Source organism: Microcystis sp. M049S2 (genome assembly GCF_020245625.1).
GTDB classification, from domain to species: domain Bacteria; phylum Cyanobacteriota; class Cyanobacteriia; order Cyanobacteriales; family Microcystaceae; genus Microcystis; species Microcystis ichthyoblabe_A.
This window is the reverse complement of record NZ_JADBUN010000046.1, coordinates 19,274-43,306: the sequence shown is the minus strand read 5'-3', so window position 1 is coordinate 43,306 and position 24,033 is coordinate 19,274. Positions and strand designations below refer to the sequence as shown.

The 24,033-nt window shown below is 42.8% G+C and carries 14 protein-coding genes; 13 read left to right on the top strand and 1 reads right to left on the bottom strand.

Annotation, left to right across the window (positions count from 1 at the left end; all coding sequences use genetic code 11):
* Positions 1–60: 60 nt before the first annotated feature.
* From IM496_RS03990 to IM496_RS03945, 10 genes are all read left to right on the top strand, one after another.
* Entirely contained in the window at positions 61–5,502 is a 5,442-nt protein-coding gene (locus IM496_RS03990; RefSeq protein ID WP_287661284.1) for a type I polyketide synthase, read from the top strand.
* A 70-nt stretch (positions 5,503–5,572) separates the two neighbouring features.
* On the top strand, positions 5,573–9,505 hold the full coding sequence (locus tag IM496_RS03985; RefSeq protein ID WP_287661283.1) for a beta-ketoacyl synthase N-terminal-like domain-containing protein: 3,933 nt from the start codon (positions 5,573–5,575) through the stop codon (positions 9,503–9,505).
* A gap of 28 nt (positions 9,506–9,533) precedes the next feature.
* A complete protein-coding gene (locus tag IM496_RS03980; RefSeq protein ID WP_194013292.1) occupies positions 9,534–10,853 on the top strand; it encodes a flavin-containing monooxygenase in 1,320 nt (439 codons plus the stop codon).
* 49 nt (positions 10,854–10,902) lie between these two features.
* Positions 10,903–12,078, top strand: a complete 1,176-nt coding sequence (locus IM496_RS03975; RefSeq protein ID WP_002731880.1) for a type III polyketide synthase — start codon at positions 10,903–10,905, stop codon at positions 12,076–12,078.
* 12 nt (positions 12,079–12,090) lie between these two features.
* A complete protein-coding gene (locus IM496_RS03970) occupies positions 12,091–12,696 on the top strand; it encodes an isoprenylcysteine carboxyl methyltransferase family protein (RefSeq protein WP_002731647.1) in 606 nt (201 codons plus the stop codon).
* 80 nt (positions 12,697–12,776) lie between these two features.
* The gene (locus tag IM496_RS03965) at positions 12,777–14,408 is read left to right on the top strand and encodes an FAD-binding oxidoreductase (protein WP_287661282.1); all 1,632 of its coding nucleotides are present in this window, start codon (positions 12,777–12,779) and stop codon (positions 14,406–14,408) included.
* A 48-nt stretch (positions 14,409–14,456) separates the two neighbouring features.
* Positions 14,457–15,758, top strand: coding sequence for an MFS transporter (locus IM496_RS03960; RefSeq protein ID WP_002776862.1), 1,302 nt, complete (start codon positions 14,457–14,459; stop codon positions 15,756–15,758).
* Positions 15,759–15,818: 60 nt separating this feature from the next.
* Positions 15,819–17,174: an efflux RND transporter periplasmic adaptor subunit gene (locus IM496_RS03955; RefSeq protein WP_194013288.1), complete on the top strand. Its 1,356-nt coding sequence runs from the start codon at positions 15,819–15,821 to the stop codon at positions 17,172–17,174.
* A 42-nt stretch (positions 17,175–17,216) separates the two neighbouring features.
* Positions 17,217–20,315 carry an efflux RND transporter permease subunit gene (locus IM496_RS03950; RefSeq protein ID WP_287661281.1) on the top strand — a complete coding sequence of 1,033 codons (3,099 nt, stop codon included), beginning with the start codon at positions 17,217–17,219 and terminating at the stop codon, positions 20,313–20,315.
* A gap of 436 nt (positions 20,316–20,751) precedes the next feature.
* Positions 20,752–21,531 (top strand): pentapeptide repeat-containing protein, encoded by a 780-nt coding sequence (locus IM496_RS03945; RefSeq protein WP_287661280.1) that lies wholly within the window; start codon positions 20,752–20,754, stop codon positions 21,529–21,531.
* Between the two features lie 41 nt (positions 21,532–21,572).
* On the opposite strand, the gene IM496_RS03940 is transcribed toward IM496_RS03945, so the two are convergent.
* Positions 21,573–22,091 (bottom strand): hypothetical protein, encoded by a 519-nt coding sequence (locus IM496_RS03940; protein ID WP_287661279.1) that lies wholly within the window; start codon positions 22,089–22,091, stop codon positions 21,573–21,575.
* 367 nt (positions 22,092–22,458) lie between these two features.
* Between IM496_RS03940 and IM496_RS03935 the strand changes: the two genes are divergently transcribed.
* From IM496_RS03935 to IM496_RS03925, 3 genes are read left to right on the top strand one after another with little or no spacing between them, the layout of a single operon-like run.
* Positions 22,459–22,968: a coiled-coil domain-containing protein gene (locus IM496_RS03935; RefSeq protein WP_104397162.1), complete on the top strand. Its 510-nt coding sequence runs from the start codon at positions 22,459–22,461 to the stop codon at positions 22,966–22,968.
* A gap of 44 nt (positions 22,969–23,012) precedes the next feature.
* A complete protein-coding gene (locus tag IM496_RS03930; RefSeq protein ID WP_194013284.1) occupies positions 23,013–23,534 on the top strand; it encodes a hypothetical protein in 522 nt (173 codons plus the stop codon).
* Positions 23,535–23,578: 44 nt separating this feature from the next.
* The gene (locus tag IM496_RS03925; protein WP_104397164.1) at positions 23,579–24,001 is read left to right on the top strand and encodes a shikimate 5-dehydrogenase; all 423 of its coding nucleotides are present in this window, start codon (positions 23,579–23,581) and stop codon (positions 23,999–24,001) included.
* Positions 24,002–24,033: the final 32 nt, after the last annotated feature.

Below are 24,033 nucleotides of genomic sequence, written 5' to 3'. Positions count from 1 at the left end.
TCCCAAGCATAACCTGAGATGAAAGTGACGTGACATAACAAGACAAGAGTTGTTAGGAAGATGAATCAACAAAAACAAGCTTTTTTAGAACAATACAAACACCTCGATGCAATGGTCAAAGCGCAAACCGAACCCATCGCTATTGTGGGTATGGGCTGTCGTTTTCCCGCAGGAGTCAATGATTCCGCAAGTTATTGGCAGTTATTGGTTAATGGCATCGATGCAGTAACAGAAATTCCCCTAGAACGTTGGAATATTGCCGATTATTATCACCAAGATGCCGATGTTCCGGGGAAAATGTATAGTCGGGAAGGGGCATTTTTAGACAAAGTTGACGAATTTGACCCGGCTTTCTTCGGCATCTCACCCCGGGAAGCCGCCGCCATGGATCCGCAACAACGGTTACTGTTAGAAGTCTGTTGGGAATCCCTAGAAAATGCGGCTATTGCGCCAGAAAGTTTGATTAATAGTCAAACTGGCGTATTTATGGGCATTTTTCGCGATGATTATGCCCAATTGTGTTTTCATCAAGGCGTAGTCAATCACATTGATGCTTACAACAGTTTAGGAACCAGTCGCGCTATTGCCGTCGGCAGAATCTCTTATCTATTTGGGTTTCACGGTCCGACTCTGCAAATTGATACGGCCTGTTCCTCCTCCCTCTTGGCAGTACATTTGGCCTGTCAAAGTCTGCGCGGCCAAGAATGTAATCTCGCTTTAGCGGGGGGTGTGAATCTGATGTTAACCCCGGCCACTGCGATTAGTAATTGTAAATTAAAAGCCGTTTCTCCCCAGGGTCGCAGTAAAACCTTTGATGCTTCGGCCGATGGTTATGGTCGCGGCGAAGGTTGCGGTGTCGTGGTCTTAAAACGTCTCAGTGATGCTCTCCGAGATGGCAATCTTATTTTCGCCCAAATTCGCGGTTCGGCTGTCAATCACGATGGAAAAAGTAATGGCTTAACCGCCCCCAATGGTCAGGCACAGGAAGCTTTACTCAGACAAGCCCTCGAAAGAGCGAAAATTCAACCTAAAGATCTGCAATACGTCGAAGTTCACGGTACAGGTACATCTTTAGGAGATCCCATCGAGGTTTTATCCTTAGGGAAAATTTATGGCCAGGGTCATAGCCAAGATAACCCCCTGATTTTGGGAACCGTGAAAACTAATATGGGGCATCTGGAAGGAGCTGCGGGAATTGCGGCGTTAATTAAGACAGTTTTACAGCTACAAAATCAGCAAATAGCCCCTAATCTTCATTTTAAGAACCCTAATCCCTATATTCCCTGGGAAAAACTGCCGGTCAAAATCCCCACCACTCTTACCCCTTGGTTGGTCAGAGAAGGAGTCCGACGGGCTGGAGTGAGCGCTTTCGGGATGAGTGGCACTAACGTCCATTTAATCGTTGAGGAAAGCAATTTTGAGCGGCTTGGTGACGAAAAACCTCATTTAGAGCGTCCTTGTCATTTAATTACCCTTTCGGCGAAAAGTGAGCCAGCCTTACGGGAATTAGCTCAACGCTACTACGATTTTTTAAGTCAAAATTCCCAGACGGTCATGGCAAATCTGGCCTATACCGCTAATACTGGGCGATCGCATTTTGAGCATCGTTTAGCTATTCCCTTTGTGGCTCAAAAACAGCTTGAGCAAGCTTTAAAAGACTTTATTAGGGGTGAAAATCGCTTTTCAGGTCAAAAAAGTCTTTTAACCTCGAAAAAAGCCCCTAAACTGGCTTTTATGTGTACGGGACAGGGTTCACAATATCCCGGAATGGCTAGGGAACTCTACGAAACGCAACCGACTTTTCGCCAAACTTTAGAGAAATGTGACGAAATTTTACGGAGCTATGGGGTGAAATCCTTACTGCAAGTGTTATATGGGGACGAAAAAACCAGTCAGTTGATTAATCAGACTTTTTACAGTCAAATTACCCTATTTTCTCTGGAATATGCCCTCGCCCAACTCTGGTTATCTTGGGGAGTGAAACCCGATGCTCTCATCGGTCATAGTTTAGGGGAATATGTGGCCGCTTGTTTAGCGGGAGTCTTTAGCTTAGAAGACGGTTTGAAGTTAATTGCCCATCGGGGACGCTTAATGCAGACATTACCGAAAAACGGCATAATGGCGGCAATTTTTACCGATTCCGACACCGTGACCAATCATCTGAGGAAGATTAGAGGCATCTGTACCATTGCTGCGGTCAATAGTCGAGAAAATACGGTCATTTCTGGCGAAACTGAGGCTATTAACCATTTAATCGCTAACTTCAATCAGAGAGGCATTGAAAGTCAGACTTTAGCGGTTTCCCATGCTTTCCATTCTCCCTTAATGACGGGTATGGTGGGGGAATTTGCCAAGATTGCCGAAACTATCACCTATAATTCCCCACGTCTTCCCCTTATTTCTAACCTGACTGGGGATGTTATCGATGCAGAGATAGCAACTTCCCAATATTGGGTTAATCATCTACTGTCTCCCGTAGAGTTTGCCCGGGGTATAGAAAGATTAGGAGAGTTAAATACGGAAATATTCCTAGAAATTGGCGCAAAAACCACATTAATTAACCTAGGTCAGCAAAATCTCCCCGACCGAGGTCTCTGGTTAGCTAGTTTATCCCCAAAACAGTCGAATTGGGAAACCCTACTCCAAAGTTTAGCGACCCTTTATGTAAAAGGGGTCAAAATTGACTGGAATGGATTCGACCTGGATTATTTACGCGAAAAAATCCCCTTACCGACCTATCCCTTCCAAAGAAAACGCTATTGGTTAGATTACATTGATTCTCAGCTAAAAACCCCGACAGTAGCAGCTTTCCACCCTCTCCTACAGCAACCGCTGCATCTATTGGGGTCAAAGGATGTTCACTATCAATCCTCTCTTTCTCCCTGCTCTCCGAGCTATCTGCAAGAACATCAAGTTTTTGGCCAGGTAGTTTTCCCGGCCGCAGCCTATCTAGAGATGATTATAGTGGCAGCCGGTCAACAATATCCCAATCAGCAGTTTACTATTGGCCAATTGAGTCTGAATCGACCCTTAATTTTCTCAGAAAACCAGAGTAAAAAGGTACAGTTAAGCTTACTAGCGGGGGGACAATTTCAGATTCTCAGTCTTGGGGAAGGGGAAGTTTCCCTACTGCATCTATCCGGTAATTTAACCAATGAAAACCAGGACTTACCCAGCTGCAATTGGACAGATATCCGGGACCGTTGTCACCAAAAAATCGAAATTGCACAGCATTATCAGGACTGTTTAAGTAAAGGAGTGAACTACGGGGAAAGTTTTCGAGTTATCCAGGAACTTTACCGCAATCAGTCCGAAATTGTCGCAAAAATTCAACTTTCTTCCCATCTACTCTCGCAAGCGGTGGATTACCAGCTACATCCTGTCTTACTTGATGGTTGCTTTCACGCTATGTCGGCACTATTTCCCGCAGGGAATAGCACCTATCTTCCCACTAATATTGACCGATTGACCTTTTCGGGAGTTAAGGACACCTCTATATACTGTCATGGTCGCTTCAGCCATAGCAATTTGCAAAACGGCATCTTAATCGCTGATTTAACTATTTTCAGCGAATCGGGTCAATTAATTAGCCAAATTGACGGATTAACCTTTCAACAGGCCCGGCCAGAAACCCTCTTTTCCCAGACCAACGACCTCAAGGATAGTTTATACGAAATTACTTGGCAAGCCACGGACTTGACGGGAATGGATTGGACAGAAACAGGAGATTGGTTAATTTTTGCCGACAAAAAGGGAGTAGGGCAACAATTAGCCGAAAAATTGCTGCAACAAGGGCATAGATGCCAACTTATCACCGAAAACAATCGCCAGACTTGGCAATATCTCCTCAAAAAACCCTATCAAGGTCTAATTTATCTCTGGGGAATCGATGACGACCAAGCTTTAGAAAATAATCAAAACCTAGCCGTCACTCAGGAGCGAATTTGTGGAACTTTGCTGGAAATAGTGCAAGAACTAGGCAAAATAGAGGTTAATTACTCTCCTCGCCTCTATATTGTCACCCAATCGGCTCAATACATTCCTTCTCAACCCACAGTGATTGCCCTTGCCCAAAGTTCCCTCTGGGGATTAGGACGGACTATTGCCCTAGAACACCCAGAATTGCGCTGTCTGTGTCTAGATGGAGATAAATTTCAGGATAGCCACACCTTAGCCCTAGAGGTGTTCCAATCTTTACAAAGTTCGGAGGAGGAAAATCAAATCGTTTGGCGGCAAGGCCAGAGCTATGTGGCTCGTTTAGGGCGATTTATCCCGAAATCGTCGCTAAAAAACCGAGAAATTGCCGAAAATGCCACCTATCTTATTACTGGTGGTCTAGGGGCCTTAGGGCAGCAAGTGGCTAATTGGTTAAGGAAAAAAGGAGCAAAATCCCTCGTCTTACTGAGTCGCCGGGGAATAACTCCAGAAACCCAACAAATTATAGACCAATGGCGACAAGAGGGAACCAATGTAGAAGTTTTTGCCGCCGACGTTAGCGACTTTGGCCAAATGCGTCGGGCTTTTGAGATAATCGAGCAACAGTTACCCCCTTTAAAAGGCATTATTCACACGGCCGGGGTGTTAGAGGATGCCAGCTTATCCAAACAGACTTGGGAGAAATTTGAGCGCGTCTTTTCCCCCAAAATACTCGGAGCTTGGAATTTGCATCTCCTCAGTCAAGAAGTGGATTTAGACTGGTTTATTAATTTTTCCTCGATGGCCTCGGTGTTAGGGTCTTCTGGACAGAGTAATTATGCTAGTGCTAATGCCTTTTTAGATAGTCTAGCTCATTATCGTCAAGCGCAAGGACTACCGGCCCTGACCATTAATTGGGGTCCCTGGGCAGAGGGTGGTATGGCCGAAAATTTAGGCGAAAAAGCCAAAAAAAGGCTAATTAAACAGGGTTTTACCCCTCTTGATCCCCAAAAATGTTTGCATCTCCTCGAAACATTGCTGACGACTTCTCGGACACAGGTAACTGTCGCTTCTCTCAATTGGGATAGCTTTTTTAACAGTTTCGAGAATCAAAAAATTCCGCCTTTATTACGAGATTTCCAGAGTTTTTCAGCCCAAAAATTAACTCCAGACAATAATTTTATTGATGTCTTAATTACAGTACCAATTGAGGAGCGTTTTGCGGCTTTGACTGCTCATGTTCAAGGGATTGTAGCGGAAATTCTCGGTATTCCGGCTAGAGAATTTACCAAAGTTGACCAAGGTTTTTTTGAGTTGGGAATGGATTCTTTAATGACGGTGGAATTACGCAATCGTTTAGCCAAGGATTTAGGTAAATCTCTGGCGGCAACTATCACTTTTAAATACCCAACAGTGACCAGTTTGGTCGATTATCTGGTAACTGAAGTTATTGACCTTGACTTTAGTTTAAAACCCTTAGCAATAGGAGCAAATCAAGATAGCAATATTGATCCCCTCAACGAAGAAGACTTATCCCTAGAAGAATTGTCCGATTTACTGCTACAGGAATTAAATTCCTTAGGTTAGAAAAGCAGACCTCAAACCCTATCTAAATAACCTGTTTACCATGACACAAATACCTGCCAAAACTGATCAAATGAGCTTAATAAAAGATGCCTTAAATCAAATTAAGGTCTTAAAAACTAAGCTACATACCCTAGAAAAAGCTAAGAATGAACCAATTGCAATTATTGGTATGTCCTGTCGCTTTCCCCAGGGAGCTAATTCACCGGAAACTTTTTGGGAATTATTGCAATCAGGAACCGATGCCATCAGCGAAATTCCGCCGCAACGCTGGAATATTGACAATTATTACGATCCTAAGCCCGATGCAAGGGGAAAAGTCTATACCCGTCACGGTGGCTTCTTAAATCAACCGATAGATCAATTTGACGCTGATTTTTTTGGTCTTTCTCCCCGGGAGGTGGCACAAATGGATCCGCAACAGCGATTACTGCTGGAACTAGCCTGGGAAGCTCTGGAAAATGCGGGAATATCACCCTTAAATCGGCGAGGAAGTCAAACGGGGGTATTTATAGGCATGATGACTCAAGATTACTCCCATTTTAGCCATCATCCCGATCTGATTGATGCCTATACGGGAACGGGAAATGCTAAAAGTGTAGCTTCGGGACGTTTATCCTATCTTTTTGGATTTCATGGCCCAACTTTAACGGTTGATACTGCTTGTGCCTCCTCTTTAGTCGCTGTTCATTTAGCTTGCCAAAGTTTACGCAATAACGAGTGTGAAGTTGCCCTAGCCGGGGGGGTCAACCTAATGTTAACCCCCTTCGTTACTATCATGGAATCCCGCGCCCAGATGTTGTCTCCTGACGGTCGTTGTAAAACCTTTGATAGAACAGCGAATGGCTATGTGCGGGGAGAAGGCGGCGGTATTATAGTTTTAAAGTCTTTATCTGCGGCTATTCGGGATAATAACTTGATTTTAGGACTAATTAAAGGTTCGGCCGTTAACCATGGTGGTACGAGTAGCGGTTTAACAGTTCCCAATCAACTTAGTCAAGAACAATTGATTCGTCAAGCTTTAAAAAATGCTCAGGTAAAGCCAGAGGACATTAGCTATATTGAAGCCCATGGAACTGGCACTTCTTTAGGCGATCCCATTGAATTAGGTGCATTATCGACAGTTTTTGCTAAAAATCCCCAACCGGTTTGGGTTGGTTCCGTCAAAACCAATATCGGCCATCTAGAAGCGGCCGCTGGTATTGCCGGACTGATGAAAGTGATTTTATGCTTGCAACATCGACAAATTGCCCCCCATCTCCACTTCCAGCAACCGACACCCCATCTAGACTGGGAAAATCAACCGCTGAAAGTTCCGACTAAAAACCGTGAATGGGTTAGTGAAAATTCTGCTCGTTTAGCTGGAGTTAGTTCTTTTGGCTTAAATGGCACTAATGCCCATATTATTCTCGAAGAATACCCTTACGAACCTCAAACGACTGCGGCACCTGATTCATCGCCCTATCTGTTCACCCTCTCAGCCAAGACTGAATCGGCTTTAATCAAACTAGCCCAAAAATACGCACATTACCTAGAAAATGCGAAAAATATTGCTTTAAGCTCCATTTGTGCTACTAGCAATCGCAGTCGCTCTCAATTACCCCATCGTTTCACCTGTATTGTCTCTAGTCACTGCCAACTTCAAGAAAAATTAGCCGCTTTCGTTCAAGGTGAACCCAGTTCTTTTCGCCAAAAAAGTGAATTTAATGGCAAAAATCGGGCAAAAATTGCCTTTCTCTTTCCGGGACAGGGTTCTCAATACCCCGGTATGGGAAGGGAACTATACCAATCCTATCCTCTATTTCGTCAAACACTCGATCGCTGTGCTGAGATTCTCCGTCAATATGGGGACTATTGCCTAACGGAGATTATTGACCAAGAAAATCATCTCAATCAAACTTTTTACAGCCAACCTGCCCTATTTGCTCTCGAATACGCCCTTTTTAAACTCTGGGAATCCTGGGGAATTAGCCCCCATGGGGTTATGGGTCATAGTTTAGGGGAATATGTGGCCGCCTGTGTTGCTGGAGTCTTTAGTTTAGAAGATGCCTTAAAATTAGTCTTCTATCGGGCTAAATTGATGGATTCTGTGGGAAAAAGTGGTTCAATGGTCGTTATATCGGCTAGTGAAGCTGAAATTATTCCCTTAATTGCCCCCTATCAATCTCAGGTCGCTATTGCCGCTATTAATGGTCAGGATAATATTGTCCTGTCCGGTGCTGCAGAGACCATAGAAACCCTGGTAAAACAGCTTCAGGTCAAAAATCTGAAAATTACCCGGTTAAATGTCTCTCAAGCCTTTCATTCCCCTCTGATGGAGGAGATTTTAGACGAGTTCCGACAAATTGCTGAAACTATCACCTATCATCCCCCCCAACGAGCCTTAATTTCTAACCTTAATGGCAACTTAGTCAATTTTGAGGTCACTACTCCCGATTATTGGTGTCGTCATCTCCGGTCTTCTGTTCGCTTTGCCGATGGGATAAAAACCTTACTGGACAACGGTTATGAGCTATTTGTCGAATGCGGCTCCCATCCCGTTTTATCGGGCATGGGCAGCCTACTGGATAAAAATTATTCTTGTCTTTGGTTGCCCAGTTTGCGTCGTCAAACCTCTGACCGACAACAGATCCTCGAGAGTGTCAGTCAGCTTTATCTGCGGGGATTCGCCCTGAATTGGCAAGAGATAACGGCCAATCAAGACAGTAAACCCTGTATCTTACCGACCTACACCTTTGAAAGAAGTAGTTATTGGCTAAAAACAGGCGACTTGACCCCAGAAGAAGCGCAATTATTGCCTGAATTGTCGAAATATCTCCTAGAAACACCGCCGCAACCGCCGGAAGTTGTCAAAACCACCACTGCATCATCTTCTGGTCATCTAATTACCCTTGACTCTTTGTTGGCCACACCCGCAGAGAAACAGCTTAAACAACTAGAAACCTACATTATCGGTGTTTTAGAACAGATTACTGGTTTATCCGTGGTCAAGCTACATACCAAGCAACCGCTCTCTAGTTTAGGCTTAGATTCTCTCATGTCCAGTCAATTACGACGTCAACTAGAGGAGGATTTAAAAATTATTGTTCCCGTGGAATACCTAGCGGGATTGAGTATTGAGCAGTTTTTACCGCAAATATTCAACTTAATCACCCAAAATTCCCAACCTGCAACTAGCAATAAAACTCCTCTCCCCTCAAAACAGAAAAAACCAATCAAGACGACTAAAGCCGAAAATATCTCTAATGATCCGAAACTTTGGCTAATTCGCAAACAAGCTAATCCTAACGCCCACATTCGTCTATTTTGTTTTCCCTACGCTGGTGGGGGTGCCTCCGTATTCCAAAATTGGCTGAATTACTGCCCCAAGCAAGTGGAATTGTGGGCGATTCAACTACCCGGACGCGAAACGCGTCTTCAGGAAACTGCGATTACATCGCTAAAATCCCTGATTAATCGTCTCATTCCGATTCTGACTCCCTATTTAGACCAACCTTATGCTTTTTTTGGTCATAGCATGGGTTCTTTAATCAGTTTTGAATTAACCAGAGAATTGGCTAAAACTCGGCAAAATCTACCCCAACATTTATTTATGTCTGGATTTCGAGCGCCTCAAATTGTCAATCCTGATTTACCCATTCATCGTCTGGGAGATGAGCAATTTTTAACAGCTTTAGGTCATTTTCAAGGAACCCCAGAAACTCTCCTCAAAAATCCCGATTTAATGGCGGCTTTTTTGCCAATTTTACGAGCAGATTTCAAACTCCTAGAGACCTATTCTTATCAACAAGGTCAACCCTTAAATTGTCCTATTACCGTTTTTGGAGGCCACAACGATGCCAAGGTTTCTGCCGATCAATTACAACAATGGCAACTGCAAACCAATCAAGATTTTGTCCTGCATACCTTACCGGGAGGACATTTCTTTATCAATCAACATACGGAGAAAATTATGAAAATAATTGGCCAAAGTTTACGAGAGTTTCCTGAACAAATGACTGCCTAATCAACCAATTATTCAAGGGAGAAAAATCATGACTTTAGATTACAAAGAGCAATACTGTATTATTGGGGCTGGTGCCGCAGGATTAGCGGCGGCTAGAGCCTTAAGCAAAGCCAAAATTCCCTTTAATGTTATCGAATCTGCCCAGGATGTTGGGGGTATTTGGATTTATGATCGTCCCGATAGTCCAATGTATAAAAATACACATCTGATTGGTCATAAAACCACACAACCTTTTTCCGATTTTCCCATGCCAAAAGATTACCCAGATTATCCCAATCATCGGTTAGTCTATGAATATCTTCGCAATTATGCCGCTCATTTCAATCTCTATGATTTCATGGAATTTAATCTCAGCGTGGAGAAAGTAAAAAAGGTGGGTAACTTTTGGGATGTCACCCTTAGCAACCAAGAAACCAGACGATACCGAGGGGTTTTAATCGCTAGTGGTTATCATAGTAAACCGAATATTCCTCAATTTTCTGGGCATTTTGACGGGGAAATTATCCATTCAAAAGATTATGATAATCCCGCTCAACTAAATGCTAAAAAAGTCCTAGTAGTTGGAGCGGGACAATCAGCCATGGATTTAGTCGTCGAAGCGGCTATCAATGGCAGTAAAACTTTCCATAGTACCCGTCGTGGCTTTCTCTGTATGCCGAAATTTTTGTTCGGTTTGCCCCCAGAATGGGTGATGATTAACACGCCAATCATGAATCTAATTCCAGCCCAAGAACACATGAAAATGATGGCTTTATTATCACCAATAGCTCTATTCTTACAAGGAGTTAATCTCAAAAAACTCAATATTCCTACAGACTGTAAAAGTAACGGTCTAATTATTCCCAACAGTGACCAACAAATCTATCGTTATTATGTGCATGGAGATGTCACCCATAAGCCTAATATCCAAGAATTAGATGGAAAGAATGTTATTTTTGCCGATGGCAGTACAGAAGAAATTGATCTGATTATCTACGCCACTGGTTACAAAATTGAATTTTCTTTTATTGACAAATCGGATTTAAATTGGCAAGAAGGAACCACCCAGCCTAACCTCTATATGAATGTTTTTCACCCAGAGGAAAATAACCTGTTTGTCATCGGAATGGTTCATCCCACTGGCACCCACTGGCGAGTATTTGAAGAACAAAGTAATTTAGTGGCCGCTTATCTACAAGCTCAGGATAAAAAATCCCGGTTTGTCTATAAATTTGAAAAGCTAAAACGTCAAATTAGTTCCAATTTAAGCGCCGACAATAAACACCATAGCGGTACTCACTCCTTAGTGATTGACAAATTGGGTTATATACGCCAAGCCCAAGGATTAGCTCGCCGATTACTGGCTTAAATCTCCCAGCATAATTCTCCCCCCCTGAAATCCCTCTCTTTTAACTCCAATGCCCTACATTATTGAGACAGCTACTGGTTTTCCAGAACATTACTATCCCCAAGAAGTTCTAGAAGTCAATATCAGAAATCATTGTGCTAATCTTCTTCAAGATTATTGCCGAGAAAATCAACTCGACTTCCAGGAACAAACCTTTTTTGATTTAGAACAAATTCATCGTTTTTTCAGTAATGTCAAAATTCAAGGGCGATACTTCACTATTCCCCTAGATGAATTCGATGCCGATAATCCTCCCGGAATCGCCCAACCCTTTCGTCAAATGGTCGATCTAACTATGGATTTAGTAACATCGACAGTAACTAATTTGCTCAAAAAAGCCGCTCTTTCTCCCAAAGAAATCTCCCTAGTTACTTCCGTTACTGTTCTTCCTTCCGTTCCTTCCCTAGAAAGTTTACTCCTCAATCGTCTAGATTTTTCCCTCGATATCAAGCGGCAAGCGTTATCGGGTGTCGGCTGTTTGGGAGGCGCCCAAGGATTAGCCAGAGTAAACGATTATCTGCAAGGACATCCCACCGAAGCAGCGATTTTGTTTACCACCGATCCCTCCTCTGGCCTTTGGCAAGGGTCAATTCATAGCGATTTAACGGAATTATTGGGACAATTACCCGAAGATCCGTCTCAATATAGCAATATCATTATGACCCTTGTGGTAGCGGCTTTATTTGGCGATGGAGTCGGCACGGTTCTCTTAGCGGGAGATGAACATCCCTTAGTCAAGCAAGGTAAAGCAAAACTGAAGATTATCGGCACTCAATCGCTGTTAATGCCCCACACAGAGCATTTAATGGCATTACCTTTAACAGACTACGGTTTTCGCCAAATTCTTCGCCCAGAAGTCTCTGATTACGTCAAGGGTGGGGTGAGAAAAGCGGTGACATCTTTACTGGAAAAAACAGGAGTTTCCCTCGAGGAAATTGTCTGTTGGATGGTGCATCCGGGGGGTCCAAAGATTCTCGATGCAATAGTTGAAGAATTTCAGTTAGAACCGGATGTTTTACAGGTTAGTTGGGATATTTTGGCAGAAATTGGCAATATTGCCTCTGCTACTATCCTCTGCATTCTCGATGAAACCCTTTCCCGTCCCCATCCTCCCACGGGTTCCTACGGATTAATAATTTCCATGGGGCCTGGATTTGCTCAAGAAGCCATTTTAGTTCAATTCTAAGGATATTTAAGGATGTTAAGCCAAATAGTTTTCATTGCCCTGATTAGTTACATTATTGTCCAACGAGTGCGCGTTACTCGTCTGAGTAAACAGAATATGGCCAAAGTCTTAGCGGAAGGTGGCAAACTGCATAGTTCTAATTATGTGGGATTCGTCAAGATTTTCCAATCTAGCTGGATGCTTTGCATGATTGGGGAAGTTTATCTGCTCGATCGACCTTTTATTCCAGCATTGGCTTTATTTTCCCTAATTACTACTTTTTTAGCTCAAAAGCTCCGCTATGCCTCCATTGAAGCCTTGGGCGATCGCTGGATTCATCAGGTGGTCACGGTTCCTCAGACACCCGTGATCGACAATGGCATTTATCAATATATCCGTCATCCTAACTGGTGGGCCATGATCACGGAATTAGCGGTGGTTCCCTTGTTTCATACCGCTTATCTGACATCTATAGTCTTTAGTCTCCTGAATGCTTGGTTATTAATCCAACGCATTCCGGCTGAAGAAGAAGCTTTGAGTCAAGACACCAATTATCAAGCAGTTTTCGCCAATACTCCCCGTTTTATTCCTAGTTTTAGCGCAATTTTCTCTCGCAAACAGCAACCGCTTAAAAGTTAATTGCCACGGATAGCAGGGCCGGTTCCCTACGGCCCTTTAATTACCCTTCATACCTGAATTTCAAGGAGAAAAAAAATACTATGGACTCTCTAATTGTTTCCGAAAATATTATTAGCGACAATTTAACTAACGCTCTACAGGAATGGGAAAATTTATTAGGCTCCGAATATGTCAGCACCGATAACAAAAAACGCCTAGAAGCCGAGACCGCTACCTACGAAACCCATGCTAAAATCCCGGCAATTATTCGCCCAGGTAATCGTCAAGAAGTCCAAGAATCTCTAAAAATTGCTAATCGCTATCAAACCCCTGTCTATCCTATTAGTACAGGTAAAAATTGGGGTTATGGTTCGCGAGTTCCTAGCCGCACCGGTTCGGTTTTAATGGATTTGAGTCGATTAAATCAGATTTTGGATTATAATGAAACCCTAGCTTATGTAACTATTGAAGCCGGTGTTACTCAGCGACAACTCTACGATTTTTTGCAAAAAAATGGCAATAAATTATTAATGAGTGTCACCGGTTCGACTCCTGATTCTAGTATTATTGGCAATATTCTCGAACGAGGTGAAGCCAAAGGACCTTTGGGCGATCGCTTTAATCATGTCTGTGGAATGGAAGTAGTTTTGCCCACCGGTGAATGTGTTCATACGGGATTTAATCGCTTTGAAAATTCCCAAATAGGGGCGGTCAATCGTTGGGGAGTCGGTCCTTATTTTGATGGAATTTTTACCCAATCTAACCTGGGAATCGTCACCAAAATGACTTTTTGGTTAACCCCCTATCCTGAATATTTTCAGGCTTTTTTCTATAGCATCGATCAGGAAAATAAATTAGAGTTATTGATCGATAAACTACGTCAACTGAAAATGGCAGGGGTAATTAAAACGACCTTCCACATTAATAATAACTACCGAATGTTGTCTATTCAACAACAATATCCCTGGCAGGAATGCCAAGAAAAAACTCCTTTACCCCCCGATTTATTAGAACAATTAAGTCATCAATGGGGTGGCGGTGTTTGGATAGGAGAAGGCGCTTTATATTCGGCTTCACCAGAACAGGGAAAAGTTGAAAGAAAACTAATTGAAAAAGCCTTGAAAGGAATTGTCAATAAACTTATGTTTTTTGATGAAAATAAGTTCAAAATGGCCAGCAAAATGAGTCCCATTTTTAAAGTATTTACAGGGGTGGAAATTAAGGATAAGGTGGATTTAATTTATCACAAAAATCCCCAACGAGGAATGATTACCGAAAAAGTGCTGAAGATGGCCTATTGGCGCAAAAAAACGCCCCCCACCGATAGGTTGAATTTAGACCTGGATGCCTGTGGCATGATTTGGTGTGTTCCCGCTGTTCCTTTTCTGGGAAATCATCTCAGAAATGCTCTCAATATTATCAGCAGCATCGCTCAAAAATATGGTTATGAACCTAATATCGGCATTAACTGTATTACCGAGCGCAATATCAACATCAATGCTGCCATTTTTTATGATCGATTGCTAGAAGGAGAAGACCAAAAAGCCTTAAATTGTCACGATGAAATGTTGGCAGAATTGATCAATCAAGGCTATTATCCCTACCGTCTTAGTACCCACTCTATGAATAGTTTACCCGTAGCCCAAGACGATTATAGTTGCTTAATCCAGAAAATTAAAGACAGCTTGGATCCCCATCACATTCTCTCACCCGGTCGCTACGAATTTCTTTAAATAAGCCTAACAATCTACTACTAACTACCCATCTCTCCCCCAATTCTAATGACTTCTAGCACTTCTAGCAAATGGCAACATCTCCGAATAGATTATCTTCCGTATATCACTGGTTGGTTTGGTAACTTTATCGTTAACAATGCCCTTCTAACCATGCTAATCTATCGCTACGACCCGGGCATTCCCAATGACTATAACTTATCCATTTTATTGCCCTCTGCTTTAGTGGGGATAGCGATAATGATTAGCCGTATTGCTGGGGCTTTTGTGCAGCCAGTAGTCGGTTATTTTTCCGACCGCTTTTGGAGTCCTTGGGGCAAAAGAAGACCATTTATACTGGCCAGTTTAGTCCCTTTAATTGGTGGTTTTATCCTGTTGTTTAATCCCCCTAATAACTTAAATCAAACCACTTACTTCATTTATTTAGTCACCATGCTTTGGGTGTTTTATGTGGGTATGGCATCCTATCATGTTCCCTATTTAGCCTGGTTGCCCACTCTCGCTAAAAGCCCAGAAGGAAGGGTTAAATTATCAACTCAAATCGGAATTTTTGGTTTAGTTGGTGCCACCATTGGTGGGATTATTGCCCCTTGGTTAACTGATAGCTATGGCTTTCAGGGAATGGGTATTGCTATTAGTCTTATTGGGCTAATTACTCTAGCTATGCCCTTGCTAGAAAAAGAAGAATATAGTCCTTCTAAGGGGAAATATCCTAACTTTAAAACCACCTTAACGGCTGCTTTTACCAATCGGACTTTTTGTATCTATATGATCACCATGATCTTGGCGTGGATGGTGATTAGTATTATCTCGGTGATTCCGACTTTTTTAGTAATTGCTCTCCTCAAACGAGAGGTAAGTTTTGCCGCCGTGATTAATACTATTATCGTCGGTAGTGCCTTGGCTGGATTTACCCTAGTTCTACCCTTAGCGCGAAAATATGGCAAAAAACTGGTTTTTCAAGGTTCTTTAATCTGGGTTGGTCTGGGTATGATTGCCATGGCCTGTGGTCGTTTTTGGTGGCAAGATTCTTTGATTCCCTGGTTAATCCTTTCGATCATTGCTAATTTAGCCCTAGCCAGCTTTTTTAGTCTGCCGAATGCCATGTTATCGGACATTATCGATCAAGATGCGGAGCAACAGGGAATGGGACGAGAAGCAATATTTTTTGGTACCAGGGGTCTCCTAATTCAATTTAGCCAAGGTGCGGGGTCTTTTCTAACAGGATTAATCCTGTCTTTCGGGAAAACTCCTGATAACCCCTGGGGGGTACAAATTGCCTTTTTGTCCGCCGGTATATTATCCCTAGCAGCGGCTTTTGTCCTACGGCCTTATGCGATCAAAAAATAGTTCTTTCCTCGCTAATCTGTTATTACTCTTGACAAAACCCTACTCATTTGGAACTAGATTATGACTTCCCCCAATCCTGTCACTAAACAGCAAGAAACTGCCATCAAAAAACTGCGATTGCCTTGGCGATTAATTATTACTGGTATCCTAGCGGCCACCTCGGTTTTTGCCTATCCTACCCTGCGTAATGTCCTCTTAGAAGACACCTCTGAATCCACCACCTCAGAAGAAACCGCTTCGTTAGCAATTGATAAGAGCAAGACGGCAGCCTTACCGGTGCGAACCTTAACTTTAAGTCCTGTCACCCATCACCAAGAACCGCGCCGTTATACCGGTAATATTGTGGCTAAACGGACAAGTGAACTAGGATTTGAGCGTTCGGGACAATTAATTAGTTTATTGGTTCAAGAGGGTCAAGAGGTACGCAGAGGTACTTTAATTGCTACTCTAGATACACGCAATTTAGAAGCACAAAAACAAGAACTCATCGCCCAGCGATCGCAAGCCACGGCTAAACTGCAAGAATTACAAGCTGGTTCCAGGAAAGAAAGTATCGCTGCAGCCCAAGCAAAAGTCCGAGATCTCAGGGAACAATTAGCTTTAGCCCAATCTAAATACCAAAGACGGCTAGGATTGTATCAAGAAGGGGCAATTACTAGAGAACAACTCGAAGAAGTGCAAACAGATGTTAATGCACAACAAGCGAGAATTGATGAAGCCCAAAGTCAATTAGATGAACTCAAAGCTGGTACTCGTCCCGAATTGATTTCTCTGCAAAAAGCCGTTATTGACCAATTTGATGCCCAACTGAAGAATATTAAATTAGAGATTGAGAAAAGCCAACTTCAAGCCCCCTACGATGGCACTATTGCCCTCCTTCACGTCAATATTGGCACTGTTGTTTCTGCAAGTAATCCGATCGTTCGTTTAGTGGAAAGTAATAAACTGGAAGCGCGTATAGGGGTTCCCATTGACCAGTCCGAAAACTTACCAATTGGGAGTAAACATCGTTTAAAAATTGGTAACAAAATATTAACAGGACAAGTCACTTCAACCTTGCCCCAAATTGATCCAACTACCCGTACCGCCACGGTTATTTTAAGTTTAAATCAGACTCAGGGCCTGATTCCGGGGCAAGTGGTCAGCCTAGAATTATCTCAATCGGTTCCACAATCGGGCTATTGGTTGCCCACAGAAGCTTTAGTACAAGGCACGAGAGGATTATGGTCTTCCTATGTTCTAGGAGAAGCTAATCCCGATAATCCTCGACAATTTACCGTCAAACGCCAAGATTTAGAAGTTCTAGCGATTCAAGGCGATCGCTTGTTGGTGCGCGGGACGCTCACCTCCGGTGATCGGGTGATCGTCGAAGGGGTTCACCGCATCGTACCAGGGCAAATGGTGGAAATTTGGTAGTCAGCGGTCATTAATCAGCTTTATTATCCCTAATAATCTCCAATGAATAACTTATTTGAACGTAAACCTAGATTACTAATTCTGACCTTAATTCTGATTATTGTCTGGGGATTGTCTTCCTTTCAAATTTTGCCGCGCATGGAAGATCCCGAAACAATTAATCGAGGTGCCACCATTACCACCAATTTACCCGGTGCCAGTCCTTATCGGGTCGAATCCCTAGTGACCGAAAAAATTGAACAATCTCTCTCTAGCATCAAAGAAATTAGCCTGATTGAGTCCTCCTCGGAATTAGGGCGTTCCACGGTCAATATTGAACTTAAAGATGAAGTGACTGATGTGGATCCCGTCTGGTCACGCATTCGCGATCGGATTACCGATGTCATCCCGCAACTACCCCCAGAAGCCCAAAGACCCTTATACGAAGAAGGATATAGTAAAGCCTTTAGTTTATTGACTGCCATCCTTTGGGATCTAGATACCGCTCCTAATTACGCTATTTTACGCCGACTTGGCCAAGAACTGTTCGATGAATTAGAAGCCCTTTGGGGAACCGAAAGGGTCGAGTTAGTCGGGGTTCCGGCCGAGGAAATTTTAGTCGAAATCGATCCGGTGAAATTATCCTCTCTGGGCCTAACCGCCGTCGAAGTTGCCCAACAAATTCAAACCAGTGATGCCAAGGTCGCCGCCGGACAACTTCGCAGTAATCGCAATAATTTATTATTGGAAGTCGATACCAGTTTAGAATCACTCTCTCGGATTCGAGCCATTCCGATTCGTTACAGTAATGATGGACAATTTACCCGTTTAGGAGATATCGCTCTAGTTACCAAGGGAATTCAAGAACCACCACCAGAACTAACCATTATTAACGGTAAACCGGCTATTGTGGTGGCCGCTATGATGGAATCTGGTCAACGCATAGACGAATGGACAGCGGCGGCCCAGGCCAAGTTAGACCTGTTTCGCCCTTCTCTCCCCCAAGGTGTGAGCCTCAAGATAATTTTTGCCCAAAATCGTTATGTGGCTAACCGACTCGATGGATTATTCAGCAACATGATCCTAGGGTTACTCTGTGTCATGGGGACAGCTTTTGTGATGATGGGATGGCAGTCCGCCTTGGTAGTAAGTGTATCCCTGCCTTTATCGATCCTGATGGTCTTTGCCGGTATGAATCTCTGGCAAATTCCCCTACATCAAATGTCGGTGACAGGAATTGTTATTGCTTTGGGACTTTTGATCGATAACGCTATTGTGATTGTCGATGAACTGCAAAAAGGACTACGGACCGGAATAGCTCACGAACATATTGTTGCTGAAACCGTTAAACAGTTAGGGATTCCCCTCTTAGCTTCTACCCTAACCACGATTTTGTCTTTTATGCCGATCGCTCTTTTGCAAGGAGGCACTGGCGAATTCGTGCGTACTATCGCCCAAACAGTGATCTTAGCCTTGGTTAGTTCTCTAATTTTGTCCCTAACGATTATTCCTGTCCTCAGTTTACGTTTATATCAACTGACTCATCGCTCGCATCAGACAAAAACCCATTGGTGGGATACGGGAATTAATTTACCGCTCCTAACGGGTTTGTATCGCCAAATTTTGAAGTTAATTCTCTATTTTCCCGTATTAGGTCTGGTTATTGGCTTGATTATCCCAATTACTGGCTTTGTTGTCGCCGGCACTCTCCCAGAAGAATTCTTTCCCCCAGCAGAACGAGATCAGTTAACCCTAGAAATCGAACTGGCCCCCACCACAACCCTAGAAGTAACTCAGGTAAAAGTGGCTCAAGCTGAAAAAATACTGCTAGATCATCGAGAAATTGGGGAAGTTCACTGGTTTTTAGGGCGTAATGCTCCCCCCTTCTACTATAATCTCTCCGATGGCGTCAAAGACTCTCCTAATTTTGCCCAAGCGTTGATTCAACTTCGGCAAGTTTCTGATGATCCCCAATTGATCGAAACCTTACAAAAACAATTAAGTCAAGCTCTACCGATGGCAAGGGTATTAGTCAGCCCCCTAGAACAGGGTCCACCGGTGGGCGCCCCGATCGAAATTAGGGTTTATGGCTCAGAATTGGAGATGTTAAGGAAAATTGGCGAGTCCCTACGGGAAGAACTGGCAAAAATACCCGAAATAACCTATTCTGTTGCTGATTTAAGTGAAATTCAAGCTAAATTAGCCTTAAAAATTAATGAAGAAAAAGCTCGACTAATTGGTTTGGATAACGCGGCGATCGCAAGTCAATTGGATAACCTTTTAGAAGGTTCTGTGGGTGGCTCGATTTTAGAAGCAACGGAAGAATTACCCGTACGAGTCCGAGTCGCTAATCGCGATCGCGAGCAACTGCCACAAATTGCCTCTTTAAATATTCTCGGTAATTCCGCCACTGCTGAACGGGCGAATATTTCCCTTTCCTCCGTGGCAGAATTTGATTTTCTCCCCGAATTAGCCACGATTCCTCGACGAAATGGCAAGCGAATTAATACGGTGAAGGCCTATGTTCAAGCTGATGCGATCGCTGCAACGGTTTTAGACGAATTTCGCCAAAACTTAGAATCGGGCAAATTTTCCCTTCCGGCAGGGTATCGGCTCGAATTTGGCGGAGAGGAAGAAGAAAGAGATACAGCTGTGGCTAATCTAATTGCTAGTGTGGGAGTCTTGGCGATTCTAATGCTATCAACCCTTGTTCTTTCTTTTAACTCCTTCCGTCTTGCTGCCCTAGTTACTGTCATCGGTATTAGTTCAATTGGACTAGCCTTATTTTCCCTCTGGTTATTTGAATATCCCCTAGGATTCATGTCCATTTTAGGCACTATCGGCTTAGTTGGGGTTTCCGTTAATGATTCTATTGTCGTGGTAGCGGCTTTACAAGCTTTACCGCCCCATCTTCAACGCCAACGAAAGGCAATCCGGGAAGTGGTCATTGCTTCCACCCGTCACATTCTCACCACTACCTTAACCACCGTGACGGGATTTGTGCCATTATTTCTCTACGGCGGGGCTTTTTGGGAACCCCTCGCTATCTGTATTTCCATCGGGGTAATCGGAACCACCCTAAGCGCACTGGTATTTGTCCCGTCGGGATGGTACTATCTCGCTCAAGCCCAAAAGGTTTCCCCTCTGTCTGTTTCTGAGTAGCTTGATTAAATGCCACTTTTGTAGAGACGTTGCTAGACAACGTCTCTATTGATTTGGGTAAAAATAGCCTGAAAGTCCTCTCGGCTCCACCGCCCTGATCCGAGAAAATAGGGATAATTGGCTGGGTTAAATATAATCGAGTTTGAACAATAGATAAGTTTTTTAACAAGAGTAGTTTTAGATACTAATTACCCGATGGGCTGGGGTAGAATTGGGAAAACCAGTCAAACTGTTTTAGCCAAGCCACTTAACTATGATTAAAATTAACTTGCTGTTCGGGTTATCTTCCCTTAAAAAATCGATAAAAAACTTTACATAAACTCAAAAGAGAGCCTGATAAATAACTCAGCTTTTAGATGAGTTATTTATCAGACGAAGTTTTTGGGTGCCTTTGTTGATTAATTCTTAACCACCATCTTAAAGTAGAAGAAGGGAGATGAAAGTTAATCAGTTACTAAGACTCTACGAACAAGGAGAACGGGATTTTTTAGCCATTGACTTGATGAGTCTAGATCTACAACAAGTGACTCTGATCGCTGTCAATTTTGCGGCGGCAAATTTGCGCGGAACTAATTTGAGTCGCTCTTTTCTGACTAAATCAAATCTGCGGGGAGCGAGTTTGAATTGGGCGAATTTAACCTATGCCAAATTAAGTCAAGCGCAATTAGTGGAAGCGGACTTAACCAAAGCCAATCTCACCGGGGCCTTTATGGTACAGGCTAACCTGCGTAACTCGCGATTAAGTGGGGCGGATCTTTCCCATGCTAATCTCCGGGGGGCGAATTTATGCGGGGCGAATTTATGCGGGGCGAATTTATACTTAGTTAATCTCTTGGAGGCAACCCTAGATAAAGTCAATCTCAATTGGGCCAATTTGCAAGAGGCGCGGTTAAGTGGGGCTAAATGTCGTCAGATTTCCGCAAGGGAAGCCAATTTTAGCAGCTCTTTTCTAAAAGAGGTGAACTTTCAGGGGGCCAATTTAGAAAGGGCTAATTTTAGCGAGGCACGTCTGACCGGTAGTGATTTACGCGGGGCCAATTTAGCGGGTGCTAATCTAGCGGGAGCGCGTTTACAAGAGGTAAATCTACAGGGAGCGGACTTGAGGGGTGCTAACTTGACGGGGACTTGTTTTGAGAGTGTCACTGGTTGGACAGAAATCGTCCAAGAAGATGATATTTTTCCCCTAGACTGGTTTCAGCCTCGTTTTGCCACTTAAAAGTCAATATATCTGCCGAAAGCCCCTGCTTTTCCTATCAATTAACGATTAGCTGGAGTGGTTAGTCTTTGCTTAGGAATAGGGATTGGGGGAGCATTATTCGGCTCGTCCTCGAAGGGTAAAGCAGGGGGAGTGGTAGCGGTGGGAGATGGTGCCGGAGATGGCGTGGGGTTAACGGCAGCGGGAGGACTTTTCGGGGTGACGACGGGTGCGGGAGAGCTAAAACCAAGGAGAGCTTTGCCAAAGGGAAAAACATTAGCCCAGCGTTGAATATTGGGATGGCCAAACCAATCTTGACGGGATACCTTCACCGAGAGGAGAGGTGCGATCGCCCCTGATTTTTCGGCCGTTATTAATAAATCAATTTTATTAATACCCTGTTGTTGATTAAAACGACTGATGATAGTTTTCTCCGCTAATTGCGATGCTCTAGTCAATAATCCTTCGTAGGATTCTCCCTGTTGAACTGCGATAGGAAGATTAACAGTGGATTGAGCAAAAACCACGTCAACGGCGATAATTCCCGTCAGCAGCGTTAAAACAGTAATAGACTTGTACATAGGACAGACGGTTAAACAGGCACTCCCTGGTTAGGGTCGGTATCTTCCCTGTTAGAGTTCCCCGATCGCTTTCTTAAATTACCATGACCGCTCTCTGGCCACAATGGAATTTTTTCGGTAGCAAAATCGTCCTTGGCTCCCACCAATAGGGGAATAATGAGGGCTGGCTGAATAAATCTAAAAACTTTGTTGGATAATATCTTTAGGCTTTTTGAAATCAAAAAGTGCCAGCTATTCGAGTAATCGGGGGGAAAATTCAGGTACTTCTTTCCTGAAAATTGGATAAAACCCTACACCCCACACCAACGAAAAACTTTTTTAGTATAACCTAATTATATTTGGCTATATCGACCAGAGGTTGTTAATTATGACACAAACTAGCGAAACCGTTACCTATTCCCTTGAATCTGTCCTAAAAGAAATTAAAGATAGTATTAAAGAGGTTAATCAGAAAATTGACTCTCTCCAAAGAGATATGGGTCAGAAAATAGATTCCTTTCAGAGAGATGTGGATCAAAAATTTGATACCCTGCAAAGAGATGTGGATCAGAAAATCGACAATCTCCAAAGAGATATGGATCAAAAATTTGACAGTCTCCAAAAAGATGTTAATCAAAAATTTGACAGTCTCCAAAAAGACGTTAATGATTTAAAAGTGGAAGTCACAGAAATCAAGGGAGATATTAAAACTCTTGATCAGAAAGTCGAAACAATGGATAAACGACTAGAAAAAGTTGAAGATAGTTATGCAATCCTAGTTAAAGATATTGCTGACTTGAAAGGGTTTAAATCTCTGATTATTCCCATGGTTGTGGCTTTTTTAAGTGCCGTGGTCACTTTGGGATTGCGCGGCTTTTTTCTTGGTAATAAACCTTAATTTTTTATTTCAAGAAAGTAGTTATCTGTAAGAGGGTTTTAATTATGACACAAACTAGCGAAACCGTTACCTATTCCCTTGAATCTGTCCTGACAAGGATCGAGAGTAAAATCGACAATCTCCAAAGAGATGTTAATCAAAAATTTGACAGTCTCCAAAGAGATGTGGATCAGAAAATTGACAGTCTTCAAAGAGATGTAGATCAGAAAATCGACAATCTCCAAAGAGATATGGATCAAAAATTTGACAGTCTCCAAAAAGATGTTAATCAAAAATTTGACAGTCTCCAAAAAGATGTTAATCAAAAATTTGACAGTCTCCAAAAAGACGTTAATGATTTAAAGGTGGAAGTCACAGAAATCAAGGGAGATATTAAAACTCTTGATCAGAAAGTCGAAACAATGGATAAACGACTGGAAAAAGTTGAGGATAGTTATGCAATCCTAGTTAAAGATATCGCGGACTTAAAAGGGTTTAAATCCCTGATTATCCCCATGGTTGTGGCTTTTTTAAGTGCTGTGGTCACTTTAGGATTGCGTGGCTTTTTTCTTGGTAATAAACCTTAATTTTTTATTTCAAGAAAGTAGTTATTTGCAAGAGGTTTTTAATTATGACACAAACTAGCGAAACCGTTACCTATTCTCTCGAATCTGTCCTGACAAGGATCGAGAGTAAAATCGACACCCTCCAAAGAGATGTTAATCAGAAAATCGACAATCTCCAAAGAGATATGGATCAAAAATTTGACAGTCTCCAAAAAGATGTTAATCAAAAATTTGATACTCTCCAAAAAGATGTTAATGATCTGAAGATTGAAACCACAGAAATAAAGGGAGATATTAAAACTCTTGATCAGAAAGTCGAAACAATGGATAAACGACTGGAAAAAGTTGAGGATAGTTATGCAATCCTAGTTAAAGATATTGCGGACTTGAAAGGTTTTAAATCCCTGATTATCCCCATGGTTGTGGCTTTTTTAAGTGCCGTGGTCACTTTGGGATTGCGCGGCTTTTTTCTTGGCAACAAACCTTAAATATATCAGGGAATATTGTCATCATCAAGTTT

What these genes read in the sequence shown, in the direction of transcription:
- IM496_RS03990 (WP_287661284.1), top strand. Translation starts at nt 61, where the DNA reads ATGAATCAACAAAAACAAGCTTTTTTAGAACAATACAAACACCTCGAT.
- IM496_RS03985 (WP_287661283.1), top strand. Translation starts at nt 5,573, where the DNA reads ATGAGCTTAATAAAAGATGCCTTAAATCAAATTAAGGTCTTAAAAACT.
- IM496_RS03980 (WP_194013292.1), top strand. Translation starts at nt 9,534, where the DNA reads ATGACTTTAGATTACAAAGAGCAATACTGTATTATTGGGGCTGGTGCC.
- IM496_RS03975 (WP_002731880.1), top strand. Translation starts at nt 10,903, where the DNA reads ATGCCCTACATTATTGAGACAGCTACTGGTTTTCCAGAACATTACTAT.
- IM496_RS03970 (WP_002731647.1), top strand. Translation starts at nt 12,091, where the DNA reads ATGTTAAGCCAAATAGTTTTCATTGCCCTGATTAGTTACATTATTGTC.
- IM496_RS03965 (WP_287661282.1), top strand. Translation starts at nt 12,777, where the DNA reads ATGGACTCTCTAATTGTTTCCGAAAATATTATTAGCGACAATTTAACT.
- IM496_RS03960 (WP_002776862.1), top strand. Translation starts at nt 14,457, where the DNA reads ATGACTTCTAGCACTTCTAGCAAATGGCAACATCTCCGAATAGATTAT.
- IM496_RS03955 (WP_194013288.1), top strand. Translation starts at nt 15,819, where the DNA reads ATGACTTCCCCCAATCCTGTCACTAAACAGCAAGAAACTGCCATCAAA.
- IM496_RS03950 (WP_287661281.1), top strand. Translation starts at nt 17,217, where the DNA reads ATGAATAACTTATTTGAACGTAAACCTAGATTACTAATTCTGACCTTA.
- IM496_RS03945 (WP_287661280.1), top strand. Translation starts at nt 20,752, where the DNA reads ATGAAAGTTAATCAGTTACTAAGACTCTACGAACAAGGAGAACGGGAT.
- IM496_RS03940 (WP_287661279.1), bottom strand. Translation starts at nt 22,091, where the DNA reads ATGTACAAGTCTATTACTGTTTTAACGCTGCTGACGGGAATTATCGCC.
- IM496_RS03935 (WP_104397162.1), top strand. Translation starts at nt 22,459, where the DNA reads ATGACACAAACTAGCGAAACCGTTACCTATTCCCTTGAATCTGTCCTA.
- IM496_RS03930 (WP_194013284.1), top strand. Translation starts at nt 23,013, where the DNA reads ATGACACAAACTAGCGAAACCGTTACCTATTCCCTTGAATCTGTCCTG.
- IM496_RS03925 (WP_104397164.1), top strand. Translation starts at nt 23,579, where the DNA reads ATGACACAAACTAGCGAAACCGTTACCTATTCTCTCGAATCTGTCCTG.